Source organism: Brevibacterium sp. CBA3109 (genome assembly GCF_040256645.1).
Lineage (GTDB): Bacteria > Actinomycetota > Actinomycetes > Actinomycetales > Brevibacteriaceae > Brevibacterium > Brevibacterium koreense.
On record NZ_CP158281.1, the window covers coordinates 2,212,127 to 2,227,120 of the forward strand.

The following is a 14,994-nucleotide window of genomic DNA, read 5'->3' on the forward strand; positions in this document are numbered from 1 at the left end:
CTTCATGCTGCAATGTCTTTGGGACAGCCGCGCTTCACGGATTGAGTTTCACCATCACTTCGATGACTTCATGACCCCAGCTCGATGACCTCACGACTCCAGCGGTCCCTAGGCCACCTGGGACTCTCACCAACTAATTGCAGGCGAATAACGAATTCACGCGAGCGAGAACTCGTCGCACCCGCCGAAGCGGCGAACCGCCACTCACTCCTCCACCCGCTCAACCTTCCCAACTAGGAACACGTACGACAACACACCCACGATGGTAATCGCAGCCATGTAAACAAACGCTGGGGCAAAGTCGATGTCGGTGACGAGGAAGCCGATGACGATCGGGGTGGCGATCGAAGAGAGGTTGCCGATGAAGTTGAACATGCCTCCGGTCAGACCGAGCAGCCGTTCCGGCGCCAATGCAGACACCAACGACCACGTGATCGAGGCGAACCCGTTGCCGAAGAACGCGATCGACATGAACACGATGACCAACGCAGTCGACTCCGTGTAGTTCGCTCCGAGCATGAACACTGTCAGCGCCAGGCCGATGATGATCGGCAGCTTGCGGGCAGTGCCCAGCGTCAGTCCCTTCTTGACCATGAGGTCCGAGACCCACCCGGAAAGCAGTACGCTGACCAGGGCGGCGATGAACGGAAGTGATGCCATGAAGCCCGACTCGATGTAGTCCATGCCGCGGTAGTCGACGAGGTAGGTGGGGAACCAGGTGAGGAAGAACCACAGGGTCGAAGTCAGACAGAACTGGCCGAGGTAGATGCCCCACAGCTTCCGTCTAGAGAGCACCACCTTCACATCCGACCACTTCAGCTTCGGCTTGGTCCCCTTCGTCGTACCGGATTCGACATCGACCAGTCCCCCACCGGAGGCGATGAGATCGATCTCAGCCTGGTTGGCTCCCGACTTGTCACGCGGCTCGCGATAGACGAACCACCAGATAGAAGCCCAGATGATGCCGACGACACCGGTGAGGATGAACACCCAGTGCCACGTGAGCACCGTCTGCAGCCAGGACAGCACGGGGGTGAGCAGCGTCAGGCCGATGAACTGCCCCGAGGTGTAGAAGGCGATGACTCGTCCGCGCTCACGCTCCGGGAACCACGCCGTGGCCACCTTGTTGTTGATCGGGTATGCCGGAGCTTCGAACCCGCCGACCAAGAGCCGGAGGATGATGAGAGCGACGAACCCGCCGGACATACCCATGAACAGTGTGGCCAGGGACCACAGCACGAGGCAGGAGGCATAGAGCACCCGCGGCCTCACCCGGTCGACGAGCCACCCGCCGGGCAGCTGCATCGCGGCATAGGTCCACCCGAATGCCGAGAGCAGAAGTCCCTGCTGGCCCGTGGTGAGATCGAACTCCTGGGACAACGCCGGCATCGCGATGGACAGGTTGGCCCGGTCCATGTAGTTGATGACGACGGTGATGAAAAGCAGGAGCGCGATGATGTAGCGCATCCGTGTCGGCCGCGTGGCCGTGTGCTCAGCGATTTTCGTCATGAGCTGGTGTCTCCGATCTCTGTGGCGGCGCTGTCTACCCGAATCGGGGCACGCAGCAGAAGCAGATAAGCGATCCCCGCGATCACCGCAACAACGGCGCCGAGGACGAATGGAATGAGGTAGGAGCCCGTTGTCGTCACCAGCACGCCGGTGAGCCAGGGCGAGAGCGAGCCGGCGAAGTAGCCGCCGAAGTTCTGGATGGACCCCAACGATGCGACACGACTTCCGGTCACGACATCAGCGGGAATCGACCACCCCACGGCACTCAGTGCTCCGCAGAAGAACAGCGCCAGGCTCATCGCCGCCAGTTGCAAAGCGAAGTGGCCGGTGGTGACTCCGACGAGAATCGAACAGATGGCGAGCGCCCCACCGTAGACTGCAGCGATCCGCCGCTTGCAGGCAAGAGGCGCCAGATGAGCCCGCATCCTCGAGTACTTCGTGGTGAACCAGCCGCCGAGGATTCCGCCGATGCCGCCGACGGCGAACGGGATCGCCGTGTACCACCCAAGCTCCTCGTCAGCGACGGAATAGATGTCGCCCAGCATCAGCGGGAGGAAAGTCACGAAGATGTTGAGGGTCCACACCACAGCGACGAATCCCAGCACCATCGCCCAGGTCTGTGGCTTGGTGAAGAGACGCAGCCATGGGATGTGGCCTGTCGGAGCGTTGTTGTCTTCTTCTCTCGCTCGGATGTGTTCGAGTTCAGCCGCTGAGACCCTGCGGTCGTGTTCCGGGGAACGATAGAAGACCCAAAACCCAACCGCCACGATGATGCCGAGCACGCCGAGGATGACGAACATGGCACGCCACCCGAACCCGAGGATGAGGAAGGTGAGAATCGGTGGTGCCACTGCCGGGCCCCATTTGCTTCCCGAGTCGTAGACTCCGACTGCCGCTCCACGTTCTCTCGGCGGAAACCATTCGGAGACGATCTTCGCCGAGGTGGGTGAGACCGGGGCTTCAAAGACGCCCAGCAGGACGCGTGCAATCATGAAGTGCCACAGGTGGTGGCCGAATGCCATGACTGAGGTCTCCAGCGACCAGAAGCCCAGTGCAATGACGTAGACCGGCTTTACGCCAAGTCGATCAGTCAGCCATCCGCCGGGCAGCTGGAAGCACGCGTACGTCAGGGAAAACGGCGTGCCCAGCAGCCCGATGTCGGCAGCGGTCAGCCCCAGTTCGTCGATCATATGCGGGGCTGCGATCGACAACGACGATCGATCCATGTAGTTGATCATCATCGCTGCCAGCAGCCAGCAGCCAGCCGAGGATCCACCACCGGGCTCGCCCCGGCGAGGCAGCACGACGTTGCTTTGTCACTGCAGTCTGTGAGTTCATCCTTGAACGTCCCTCTCTCTTACCGAATCCGGCTACTCACCATTCCGCGAAGGAGCCGTCGCTGTGACGCCAGATGGGGTTGCGCCAGCGGTGTCCCTCAGCGGCACGTTCGATGACGTATTCCTCATTGACCTCAATGCCCAGCCCAGGCCCGGACGGGATGTCGATCATGCCGTCTTCATAGTTGAAGACCGCGGGGTCGGTGACGTAGTCGAGCAGGTCGTTGCTCGTGTTGTAGTGGATGCCCAGGCTCTGTTCCTGGATGAACGCGTTGTAGCTGCCGGCATCGACCTGCAGGCAGGAGGCGAGCGTGACATCGTAGGCTTCGGCCATCATCGCGATCTTCCGTGTCTCGGTGATGCCTCCTGCGTGGGAGACGTCCGGCTGGATGATGTCTACAGCACCGGAAGCGATCACCTCGCGGAAGCCCCAGCTGGTCATCAGCACCTCCCCCAACGCTGGATACCGGCGGTACAAGTTGCGGTAGAAAGCCGGGAATCACTGCGGCATCTTCCTGTATGAGTGCTCCTGTCTCAGCACGATGACGAACTTCTCAAAACCTGCCCGCTGGGCCTCACTTAGTGCGGTTCCACTATCCTCGCTCACCGCGCCATCGACGTTCACACGCCCATCCAAGTGAGCCAGCGGCAAGAGCGCAGGAATCGGCGAGGACGCACGAACACAGGCCATCAGATCATCAGGTCATCCATGTGCGGCATGTCTTTTCGCGATCGCACGACCTCGTCGCTGGATCTCACGTCGAAGGCTATGACGCGCATGTCGGCAGTACTCGATTGGAACGAATCTCATTCGAAAGGCAGGGCCCGGCCTGGTCGCGCCCGCCAACTTAGTGAAGATGTCTCATGCGAGCAGATTGTTATTGATTCTCATTCACCGGTTCCGCACCATGACACGAATTCTTTAGGTTCCATTCACCGAGTCCGGAGAAACGTTCTGACCGCGATCACGGTGCTCAACAACGGCAGGTGCACGAGCACCCGGGAGGGACGTCCTACGAGTGGCCCAATCGCGCGTGAATAAGTCTCTAGCTGCCCGAGGTAGTTCTCGCGGACATGACCGATGGGGTCGGTGCCTGGATAGCTCTTGTGATCGACGAGAACGTGCTCGCCGGTCGGGAGCTTCAGCAGAGTGTCGATCCACCCTTCCATCACTTGTTCGCCATCGTTACGCCAGGCGATCGGCTGCTCGGTGAGCACCTCGGCGCCGGGGAACGTTGCCTCGATCCACGCGGTCCAGCGTCGACCGATCTCGACTAGTACCTCCGCCGAGAGAACTGTGCCGGCATTCCACCGGTCGAGAATTCGTTCAGCGGCCTCGCTCGCTGCCGCCTCAGGCAAGGATGCCAACGGCAACCCAAGATAGGCATGCACCGCATCACCGATGCGGTCCGAGTCCTTCCCGCCCTTGTCGACGAGCGGCTCCCCCAGGTTCGCCAGGACACTCACCTCGGCATCACTGCCCGCTGACCCAACGCGGCTGGCAGTGAAGTGGGCAGGAGGACCGACAACCTCCTGTGCGAGCCGGCGCACTGGGATATCGGTAAGGGCGTAGAAGGACTGCGGTGGTGGCACCGTCTCTTGTGGAGCTTCGGAAGAAACTGGATATGCACCGATTCGGATCGGCAGACTTGTATGGACTGACTCGCTTCCGATTCCTGTTGCACGACGATTCGCGATCCGCACCTCCCCTGCTTCATTGGCAGCGGGAGTTGAATCATCGCCGATTTCCGGCAGATCCCAGGTCAACAGCTCCTCATCGGCTGCCGCGCCGAGCACATTGTTCTGACCGGTGGGATCACCGAAGGCCATGATGCTGTGGCATTCGGCTCGGGTCAGGGCGACGTAGAGCAGGCGTGCTGTCTCATTGCGTTCAGATTCGGTGCTGCGACGTACCGTGCCGGTCTGCGCCAACCGTTCCTTTAACGGCCCGTAATTGCTGAGGATTCTCGGCAACAGCCGCAGGGATCGGTTCGCGAGGGGACGCCTGGCGTCGAAGACCGGAGCCTTCTCCACAGTGACCTCGCGGTGGCCGTAATCCTTGGCACCGGAGATTCCCACGATGACGACCGGCCACTGCAGGCCCTTCGACTGGTGCATCGTAGTCACGAGCACGGCATCATGAGCTGTCGTCTGTTCGTATGCTCGTGCAGCCTCGTCGAGGTGTTCGAGCAGTCCTGCCGGTGTCACCGGCATCCGTGTTTGGTGAGAGGCGTCCTCGTATTCCGCGGCGATCTGGCTGAGCGCATCGAGGGTGGCAAGCCTCGTCTCCGGGGTCGACCACGCCTTGATCCGCTGTGGCAGGTCAAGGGCATCGATGACGGCGAGCAGCAGCTCGACCGATGTGTGCTGAGAAGCATGAGTTGCCAGCTCTGCCAGTGCGGCGAGCGCGGGATCGGACCACCAGGTTGCCGGTTGAGTCCGGCGCTGCTGCTTGTCGGTGATGTGTACGGCGTCGTCGAACCACGTGTCATGGCTTTCGTGATCTTCCAGCAGCGTAACGAGTTCGGCGAGCGCAACGCCGTCCTCGGGATCGACGACGGCGGCCAGGCCGGCGGCAACGAGCTGGCCTTCCCTAGTCGCGAGCAGATCCGTGGTCGAACCGACGGCGGGGATTCCTCGCGTGTGGAGCTCGTCGACAAACCTCTCGACCTGAGTGTTCGTGCGCACGAGGACAGCGATGTCACCGACGCCGACGTCACGGCCCGGCAACTGTGGTGAGCGGGAGAGGAAGTCGACAACACCCTCGGCAATTGCCTGCACCATTCTGCTGTTCGAGCGTGTGGCCCCGCCCTTGTCAGTATTCGGCACCCAAAGCTCACGGCCACCGATCGCTCGGTGGGCCTGGCGCTGGGGCGGAACGCTGAGGACGACTTCTCCCTCGGGCTGTTCAGCGAAGACCGAACTGAAGATCGCATTCGACAGTTCCAGCGGCGGGTCGGTCGACCGCCATGACGCGCCGAGGTTCTCCGTCGTCGCCGTCCCCAGTTCGGTCTCTCCATCGATGAGGGCGGAGAAGACGTCGTTCATCAGCTCCGGGTCCGCCCCACGGAACCCATAAATCGCCTGTTTCCGATCTCCGACCCAGACGACTTCGTCGACGAGTTCGGCCAGTTCCATAAAGATCGCCAGCTGGATCGGCGAGGAGTCCTGGAACTCATCAACCGCCAGCAGCCGGAACCGGGAGGCGACGGAACGCCGAACCCGATCGTTCCTCCGCAGCAGGTCGAGGGCACGGACCTCCTGGTCGACGAAGTCCATGACTCCCAGCCGGTTCTTGTGCTCCTCATAGGCGCTCAGTGAAGCGATCGCAGTGTCGATGACGAGGCGAATGAGGGCCTCGACATCGTCGCGGAAGGCAGCGTTGGCCAACAGTTCACCGGTGACAAGAGCGGCACTCGATGGCTCGAGCACCTGCTTGGGGACCTTGCCCGGCTCTTTTCCGCCAGGGGCCTTCGGGTATTTCGCTTCGGCGACCTTGGCCCACGTCGACCAGGGAATCCGTGCGAAGGGATCGTCAGCCTCGGTGTGGGTGTCGAGGTCGCGGAGGAAACGGTCAAGGGTGATGATGCTGCCTTCGACGTTGCCGATGCTTCCCTTGGCCACCGTCACCCGTGGCTCCACTGTCGGGTCAGACTCTTCGCCTTGGGCCATGCGTAGTGCACCACGGAGCTCGTCGATATCGCTGGCCAAGCAGTCTCGCCAGGTTTGTCGACCATCACTCCGTCGCTCGGGCAGCGCCGAGAGGAAGAGCCCCGCCGAGGCTTCTGCGGACTCTCGCAGTTCTGCCTCGCCGAGGTGGTTTGCCCGTGCGGCTGCGGCGACGGACTTGACGAGATCGGACCACACGACGGGACCGTGTCCCCACTGGTTGGCCTCACCTGGGCTGCCATTGTGACCGGTGCGCAGAAGAAGATCCCGGTGGGTCGCCTCGGCGCCGGCAATGACGTCATCAACGGCCGCGGTGAAGACCATTGCCTGCTCGGTCTCGTCGAGCACGCGCAGCTCGGGAGAATACCCGGCATCGATCGCGTAATCGGTGACGAGCCGGCCGGAGCACGAGTTGATCGTCCCGATGAGTGCCGTGCCGATCTCCTCAGCCGCGGTAATGTTCCCGTCGTCGAGGAGCCGCTTCTGTGTCTTCTCAACCAGATCCGCTGCGGCACGAACCGTGAAGGTGGTTGCGATGACCTCGCTGGCCCGCAATGGGGTACCGCCATCGGCGGGTTTGTCCGTCAGCCGCGCAGAGAGAACCTCGGTGAGTTTGTAGGTCTTTCCCGAACCGGCCGAGGCGGTGATGACGTGAACGCTCATGAGTGGTCTCCAGCGATGCCGTAGATGAGGTTGAAGGCACTGAATGTCTGCGGTTTGTCGATGAAGAGTCGGCCCTCTTCGCCTATCGCCTCTTTGATCGACTTGATCGCTTTGCTCAGTTCCGTGTTCTTCTCCCCCGGTCTGATGCCGAAGTCGGCGTAGACATCGGCACTCAGCGATTCGAAGCGTCCAGTGGCGATCTTCGTCAGGGCGTCTTCGACGGAAGCCTCAATGCGCGACCACAGGCCAGTCGGGTCCCCGCCGAGGTTGGCCCCACTATCATCCGTCTCGCCTGATCCGCCGGTGTAGTCCGGATCAAGAGCGGAGCCGGTGGAGACGAAACGACCCTGCTTGAGCAGGAAGTAGGCGGTCATCGGGTTCCCGTCGCCACTGCCTTCGGCCGTGTGGGAGTAGACGCTCAGCTGCACGGCTTCGCCGTCATCAACCATGTTGCGGTATCGCTTGCCCGAATTCGCCCATTTGAGATCGATGATCACGGGGCGGGCATCGTCGATTGCCCCTTCCAGGTCGCGCATTCCACCCAACTCCACGGTCCAAGGCGCGCCATCGGCGGTGAGCTCCCATACGTGGGTGAAGGTTGTCTCAGCGCCGGTGAGGGTGATGCCGCGTTCCTGCACAGTGGTGAACATGGTTGCCAGTGAGGCCAGCACGGTGGAGCGGATCGTCCCGAGCCGAGCTTTCTGCCCAGGAAGGAGCAGCTCGGAGGCGAAACGCGGAACGAACCGGTCGAAGATCTCAGTAATCTCCCGGGCTGACGGGACTGCCCCATCCGCCGGTTCTCCCCTGCTGACGAGTTCCTCGACGATTGCGTGAACGAACGTGCCGATCATGCGATTGCCGGTCGGAACGTCGAAGGAGAAGCCGCGTTTGATACCGAGGGCGCGCTCCAGTGTCCAGCCCAGTGGGTCGCTGAGCAGCTGTTCGATCTGGGTGAAGGACAGCCTTTCGGGAAGGAGATGGGTGAAGTCGCCGTCCAGGGAACGAGAAACGGTGCTCGGCGGGGTGATGGTCTGTGCAGCCACCTCGTCGAGGGGTGCAGCGACCTCACCCAGTCTCCAGGTTCCGGTTTCATGCAGTGTGGAGACCGGGCGGGTGATTGAGGCCTCGTCGAGGACCGCATCAACGCCCGTGGTGGTGAATCGTTCGGGATGGGTGACGGCGATGTCCTCGGCCAAACGGGAGAGGGAGGGAGGCAGCGACGTCTCCTGGCCGCGAATGCGATCGGGGCAGAAACAGATCACCGTGGCCGCCGTGCGAATGCCACGCAACGCAGCGGCTTGGTGGAGGCGTTCCCTTTCGGTCGCGGTCGAGATCCGAGCGCCGGCGAGGGATAAAGCATTGGCCTCCTCGGGATCCCACACTTCAGTCTCATCGCCCTCGCTGCGGTGAGAGGACCACCAGAGGATCGTGTCGCTGTCGGCTGGAACTTCGGACGGATCGGAGACCACTGTCCACTTCGCCGCGATCGCCTCTGCGGTGGTGTGTGATGGTGTGGGCGCGCAGGCGTCGGCGATGTCGAAGAGCTCACGGACGCGAAGTTCTTCTGCAGGCAGGTGGGCCAGCGCCTCACGGAACGAGTCGACGTGGCCGGCGGCCCCCGTGATGAAGGCTTCGACCCTCGTGCTGTCTGGCACCGTGTCGTCGGGGCGGTGCGAGAGTGCGCGCAGACGATCTGCAAGCCAATTCAGCGCTGGATGGAGTGTTGTGAGAACGAGGAGTTCGTTGTCGATGACCGGTGGTGTCAGACGGATGAGGCTGTCGATGGTGTGTGCGGTCTCTGCTGCCTTTGCTCTGGTTTCAGGTGCCGCGGCGGCTCGGTCCTGGAGGTCGCCCAGTGCTGACATCCAGGCAGAGTCGGGATCACCGGAGATTCCCGGTTCTTTTGTCAGCGCGCTCAGGAGCGCAGTGGAGACCGAGCGGGGAATGAGAGCCTTCGCCGGTGATTCCGCGTCCGGGGTACCGAAGGAGAGGTTGAGGAACTCCGCGACGCGACGAATATCGGTAGGTGGCAGAACGGCGCTGAGGAAGACCGGCAGGACCTGTCCGGCCGGACTCGTTGCCGAGGAGCGGGGAATGCCGAGTGTCGGGGTGCCTCGGCGAGAGAGTTCGTGGTCGAGGATGCTGGTGGAGTCTCCGGCGATGATGCAGAGCTTGTCGTGGTCAGAGGTGTTGGACAGCCAGCGCGCGGCCGCCTCGGCGGTCGACCATTCATCTGGCCCGCGGACGATGGTCAGCTCGGGCACTCCGGACTTTGGAGCTGCCTCGGTGATCGTCACGCCTGCGGCGTCCAGGACTTCGAGGATGGTCTGCCATGTGTTCGGGAGATCGGTCGCTCGGTCCTGCAACTCGATCGTGTCGATGCCCAGCGGCCAGCTCGAGCCATGCTGGCGGAGGAGAGTGAGAACTTCGCGCAGATCATCGGCCCTGCCGGGTGCGAGATTCGCGCTCGAGTCGTGGGTTGGTCCGAGGCGCACTAGTCGTTCCACCGCGGCCAGAGCGTCGAGTCGTGGGTGCTCGGTGTAGGTCTCACCGTCTGGGGTCGGCTGCCAGCCGGCTTCGACGGCATCATCACGGAGTCGTAGAAGATGGTGGGCGGTATTCCACGGATCGTCGGCGAAGGAACGTTGATACCAAGGGTGATCGGCCTCGGCCATGAGCGATCGGTACTGTGCAATGCGGATCGGACGGTTGACGCTCGGACGTGTTGTCCCCAGCCGGGTCTGCAGGACGCCGAGAAGGCCGAGCGGACCTGTGACGACCGTCGTGCCGGTGCTGCGATCCGACGCCCATGGCGCCCTGTCGAAGTTCCACCCGAATTTGATGCGCATCGTTACTCCTCCCCACCACACTGATCACGACAGTAGTAGGGTGGTGCGGTTTCACCAAACGGGGTCGTTGGAGTGGGCAGATGCAGCCGGAACGCTGTTGAGCGTATCCCCGCGGCCTCATGTCAGAGGTCAGATGTAGCGTTAGCGGCAACCAGTTTCCAAGAGAACGGATTGAAGCATGGCTGTCACCGAAACCGAAATCAAGACCTTGGTCGAATACTGCGAAACCCACCTCGGCGATCCACACCTTTGGACAACGCCGGACGGCTACCCGAACAGCCTGGCGCTGTGTATTATCGATTCTCTCTATTCCACGGGTTCTCATTACTCGTCAGTTGTCAACGTGATCGAACGATACAAAGCGTCAGGTGGAGAACGGGATGGAGCGAAAGCTCTCGCAGACTCGATCCGGAACGCTGGTGGCGCACGGAAGTGGGCAACGTCGATCGCCCACAATCTCAAACCTGCTCATACTCGGCCGGGCGCGCCGTTGAAAGCTGAGATCATCGAACAGGCGACCGAGCTCATGAGCAAACTCGAGATCGATACGGTTCCCGACCTGGTCTCCCAAGTGAAGGACAGCCCGCTCGACAATGGTGTTCTGCGCGAATGGAAGCGGCTCCCCAGCCAAAGCTCCGGTGTGACCTATAACTATCTGCTCATCCTGGCGGGCATGCCCTCCGTCAAACCTGACCGAATGATTCTCCGATTCCTTGCGCACGCTCTGGGAGAACAGACTGAGCTTGACGGGCAGCGGGCGGTCGAGCTGATCACAGAAACCGCGAAGACGATGAATGTCGATCCTCGCGCTCTTGACCACATTGCGTGGAGAGCAGCGTCGGGGCGGGAGCTTGTCGACTGACATTCGGCTCTCGATGTTGCTCGCTCCTATGACGTCCAGGTTACGCGCCCATTGGTACTTGCACCAAAGGACCGCCCGTACAGCCTGGGCGAGGCCAAAGACGTCCAGGCCGCCTAGGCATTGACAGCCAGCTACCCGGCAGCTTCCACGAGATCACATAAGGGGTTGCGCCCATCAGTGGAGGAGGACGACAGCGATGCAGATATTCCGAGTGAACTCGGAATATCTGCATCCACAAACGCAAAGCGGAAGCTGTAATTGCGAATGAACTGCTTCAACGCATTCTATGATCTTGGACAATAGTTTGGAGCAAACCGGCTCTTCCCAGATGAGGGTGTAGGTCGGCCGGGCGCGTCGGTCCGCAGATAGACGTCGAGATCTCCCGACGACGGAGGTTCCTACGCCATCCATCCGAAAGACCTCGACGTGTCCGACGCTACCCCGCCGGCCGGCTTCGGCCGCCCTGACCTGACCGCCTTCGCGTCTTATCCCAATCGACTCTGATCGGGTCTGCTGATCCTCTCGACGAGAACGCAGCGACATCACAGCCACCCAACCCCGACCGTCCGGGAAGCCGGGACACGTCACATGGCCTGTGCTGCGGGCGTGTCGAGTGGGTCGTCCAGGGGCGACGCAGGAGCGTCGACGCGACGTGCTGAGAGCTGGTTCCAGTCGAGCACTAGCACACCGGCTACAGTCATGGCGATAGGTCAGGAACGGCGTCGCTCCCTACGCAGGAGGGAGCGCAGAGTCTCGGCGTTCGCGTAGCCGACCCGTAGCGCGATCTCGGCGGAGGTGAGGTCCGTGGTTACTGAGAGGTGCCGAGCTCGCTCGATGCGAAGCCGTTGGACGAAGCCGAGCGGAGTGAGGTTGAGCGCCGCACGGACTCGTCGTTCGAGGGTGCGCCGGCTGGTGCCGAGCGACTGCGCGACGAAGGCGACGTTGAACGGTTCGTCCAGGCGGGCGCGCACGAAGCGTTCGAACTCGACGACGATCGGGTCCTCGTGCCGGAGATGTTCGTAGGCGACGAAGGCTGCCTGCGACGGGCGCTCGTCGATGATGAGGAGCTTGGCGACATGTTGGGCCAGGTCGGGGCTGATCGATCGCACGAGTGAGAGCGCGAGGTCGATGTGGGCGAACGCGGCGCCGGCGGTGACGAGGTTCCCGTCGACCACGACCATGGTGTCGAGATCGAGGGCGACGGTCGGATAGCGCTTCAGGAACTCCGGCCCCAGGAACCAGCTGGTCGTCGCCCGCCGATGATGCATCCGTCCGGTCTCGGCGACAGCGAACACGCCGGTGCACGCCGCGGCGATCCGGGTGGTCGCCTCGTCGAGGCGCCCGAGCGAGGCGATGACCGAACGAGCATCTCGGCTCTGGAGGGCGTCGTTGGTAGCGGCGGCCGTAAGGGTTCCAAGCGCAGGGACGACGACCACGTCGAACTCTGCGGACTCCGACAGCGGGTGGTCCACCGACAGGGTCATCGATGCCGTCGTGGTCACTCGCCGTTTCGGTCCGAGGATGGCGAGTTTGATCGGGTCGATCCGCGGGTCGACATCGCCGCGGGCTCCGTCGGCCACCCGCACGATGTCGATGATCGACGCGATAGCCGAACCGAAGCAGCCGTCGATCGCGATAAGTCCGATACGCATGACGTAAACAATAGCAATACTGCCGTATACGCCACTACCCACCGGCCCTCGCTCGTCATACGCTGAACTCGTCCCACTAAGAACCCCGACGTCAAGGAGAGTCCCTCATGTCCACACCCGCATCACTTCCGTACGCCTTCGTCGCCAAGATCGTCGCGGCCGATGGACAGCACGACGCGGTCGCCGATCTGCTCGCCGGCGCTGTCGCACTCGCCAACGAAGAAGTAGGAACGATTGTCTGGTTCGCGGTCAGGACCCACGCCGACACCTTCTGGATCTTCGATGCATTCCCCGACGAGGCCGCTCGCGACGCCCACGCCAACGGCGCCATCGTCGCAGCCCTGATGGCCAACCAGCACCTCCTCAGCGCAGCACCCGAGATCCTGGCGGCCGACGTCCTCGCGTCCAAGCTCCCGTAGTCCGCCAACGCACGAGACGATCGCGCCCCGCCGAGCCGTCGCCAGGTCGCGACGCAACGCCACGCTGCGTTGCCGAGCGGTGCGAGGCCTATCGGCACACGGACAGGATGCCGGCCGCAAGCGCTCAGCCGGCGAGGGTCCGTCGCAGAGGAGAGCGACGTCGGTGTCGGGCAGAGCCGTGAGGCCAGCGCATCGCGCGACCACCAGAACCGAACAGCCCCTGCCCTGCGTTTCCGCAGGTCAGGGGCTGTTCGCCGGAGCCGCCTGTCGGAATCGAATCGACGACCTAATCACGTCGGCTTTGCGTCTATCGCTTGATGCGCCCACTGGGCGAACGGACCGCTGACCTGCGCAAACGCCGAGCGTGGGGGACGCCGCCATCCGGTGGTGACCGACGACGACCGACCAGTACCGATCGTTTCACCGGAGCTTGCGGCGGCGTCGAAGCCGAGCAAGCTCCATTCCTTTAGCTCACCGCGCCCTCCTCCTCGCCGGTCCCGTCGTCGTCGAAGACGTTTCAGGGGTCTTCTCAGATGACGGTGTAGGTCGGCCGGGCGCGTCGGTCCGCAGATAGACGTCGAGGTCTCCCGACGACGGAGGTTCCTACGCCATCCATCCGAAAGACCTCGACGTGTCCGACGCTACCCCGCCGGCCGGCTTCGGCCGCCCTGACCTGACCGCCTTCGCTCGACTCGACGGCCTCGGTCTGAGCGTGACCGGACAACGACTTGAACCGGATCGTGCGGTCCTCGCGTGCCGCGTGGTGGAACCAGATCAGTGGTGCCGACGGTGCGGCAGCGAAGGCGCTGCTCGTGACACCGTGATCCGGCGGTTGGCCCACGAGCCGCTGGGCTGGCGACCGACCGTGCTGGAAGTTGTAGTGCGCCGCTACCGCTGTGCCGACTGCAGACACGTGTGGCGCCAAGACATCAGCGCCGCGGCGGAGCCACGCGCGAAGCTCTCGCGCACCGGGCTGCGGTGGGCGCTGGAAGGGATCGTGGTCGCACACCTCACCGTCGCCCGTGTCGCCGAGGGACTCGGGGTCGCGTGGGACACCGCCAACAACGCGGTCCTGGCTGAAGGCAAGCGGCTGCTGATCAACGACCCCACGCGGTTTGAGGGCGTGAAGATCATTGGCGTCGATGAGCACGTCTGGCGCCACACCAGGCGTGGCGACAAGTACGTCACCGTGATCATCGACCTCACCCCGGTCCGCGATGGCGCCGGCCCAGCAAGGCTGCTGGACATGGTCGAAGGCCGGTCGAAGGCGGCGTTCAAGACCTGGCTCGCCGACCGCGACGACGCCTTCCGTGACGCGGTCGAGGTGGTCGCGATGGACGGCTTCACCGGGTTCAAGACCGCCGCTGCAGAGGAGATCCCGGACGCGGTCACGGTGATGGATCCCTTCCACGTCGTGCGCCTGGCCGGTGACGCCCTCGACAGGTGCCGGCGCCGGGTCCAACTCGCGATCCACGGGCACCGTGGGTTCAGGGACGACCCGCTCTACAAGTCGCGGCGCACGCTGCACACCGGCGCGGACCTGCTCACCGACAAGCAGAGCGACAGGCTACGCGCGCTGTTCGTTGATGACGCTCACGTCGAGGTCGAGGCGACCTGGGGTGTCTACCAGCGCATGATCGCCGCCTATCGCCACGAGGACCGGCAACGTGGCCGCGAACTCATGGAGAAGCTGATCACCGACCTCAGCGCCGGCGTCCCCAAGGTGCTCACCGAGCTCACCACCCTGGGCCGGACCCTGAAGAAGCGAGCCACTGACGTGCTCGCCTTCTTCGAACGACCCGGCACCAGCAACGGGCCGACCGAGGCGCTCAACGGACGGCTCGAACACCTGCGCGGCTCCGCACTCGGGTTCCGCAACCTGACCAACTACATCGCCCGAAGCCTGCTCGAGACCGGCGGCTTCAGACCCCAACTCCTACACCCCCGATTGGGATGAGCCAGCAAACCGCCGCTGAGAAGCGGTCGAATACTGCTGGCGCCTCGGTCCGGATTCATGCTCTCGCCCTCGCCCCG

General features: G+C 63.1%; 9 protein-coding genes and 1 pseudogene. 4 read left to right on the forward strand and 6 right to left on the reverse strand.

Going from position 1 to position 14,994, the window contains the following annotated elements:
* Nucleotides 1-4 precede the first annotated feature (4 nt).
* On the forward strand, nt 5-88 hold the full coding sequence (locus tag AAFP32_RS16695; protein ID WP_420883393.1) for a hypothetical protein: 84 nt from the start codon (nt 5-7) through the stop codon (nt 86-88).
* 116 nt (nt 89-204) lie between these two features.
* Here AAFP32_RS16695 and AAFP32_RS10180 read toward each other — a convergent pair whose 3' ends face one another.
* The 5 genes and pseudogenes from AAFP32_RS10180 to AAFP32_RS10200 all read right to left on the reverse strand — a co-directional run bounded on the left by AAFP32_RS10180 (nt 205) and on the right by AAFP32_RS10200 (nt 10,027).
* Nucleotides 205-1,509: an MFS transporter gene (locus tag AAFP32_RS10180; RefSeq protein ID WP_350269039.1), complete on the reverse strand. Its 1,305-nt coding sequence runs from the start codon at nt 1,507-1,509 to the stop codon at nt 205-207.
* On the reverse strand, nt 1,506-2,813 hold the full coding sequence (locus AAFP32_RS10185; protein WP_350269040.1) for an MFS transporter: 1,308 nt from the start codon (nt 2,811-2,813) through the stop codon (nt 1,506-1,508). Before AAFP32_RS10185 ends, AAFP32_RS10180 begins: the two co-directional genes overlap by 4 nt.
* Nucleotides 2,814-2,883: 70 nt before the next feature.
* Nucleotides 2,884-3,306 (reverse strand): annotated as a pseudogene (locus AAFP32_RS10190) (enolase C-terminal domain-like protein); the annotation flags it as partial.
* A gap of 473 nt (nt 3,307-3,779) precedes the next feature.
* Entirely contained in the window at nt 3,780-7,178 is a 3,399-nt protein-coding gene (locus tag AAFP32_RS10195; RefSeq protein ID WP_350269041.1) for a UvrD-helicase domain-containing protein, read from the reverse strand.
* Nucleotides 7,175-10,027, reverse strand: coding sequence for a PD-(D/E)XK nuclease family protein (locus tag AAFP32_RS10200; protein ID WP_350269042.1), 2,853 nt, complete (start codon nt 10,025-10,027; stop codon nt 7,175-7,177). Before AAFP32_RS10200 ends, AAFP32_RS10195 begins: the two co-directional genes overlap by 4 nt.
* Nucleotides 10,028-10,205: 178 nt before the next feature.
* Between AAFP32_RS10200 and AAFP32_RS10205 the strand changes: the two genes are divergently transcribed.
* The gene (locus AAFP32_RS10205) at nt 10,206-10,889 is read left to right on the forward strand and encodes a hypothetical protein (protein WP_350269043.1); all 684 of its coding nucleotides are present in this window, start codon (nt 10,206-10,208) and stop codon (nt 10,887-10,889) included.
* 710 nt (nt 10,890-11,599) lie between these two features.
* Here the strand turns inward: AAFP32_RS10205 and AAFP32_RS10210 are convergent.
* Nucleotides 11,600-12,541, reverse strand: a complete 942-nt coding sequence (locus AAFP32_RS10210) for a GlxA family transcriptional regulator (protein WP_242783246.1) — start codon at nt 12,539-12,541, stop codon at nt 11,600-11,602.
* 107 nt (nt 12,542-12,648) lie between these two features.
* Between AAFP32_RS10210 and AAFP32_RS10215 the strand changes: the two genes are divergently transcribed.
* Together AAFP32_RS10215 and AAFP32_RS10220 are read left to right on the forward strand one after the other, a co-directional pair.
* On the forward strand, nt 12,649-12,960 hold the full coding sequence (locus tag AAFP32_RS10215; protein WP_014909223.1) for a putative quinol monooxygenase: 312 nt from the start codon (nt 12,649-12,651) through the stop codon (nt 12,958-12,960).
* Between the two features lie 631 nt (nt 12,961-13,591).
* Entirely contained in the window at nt 13,592-14,917 is a 1,326-nt protein-coding gene (locus tag AAFP32_RS10220) for an ISL3-like element ISPfr2 family transposase (RefSeq protein ID WP_350269044.1), read from the forward strand.
* Nucleotides 14,918-14,994 lie beyond the last annotated feature (77 nt).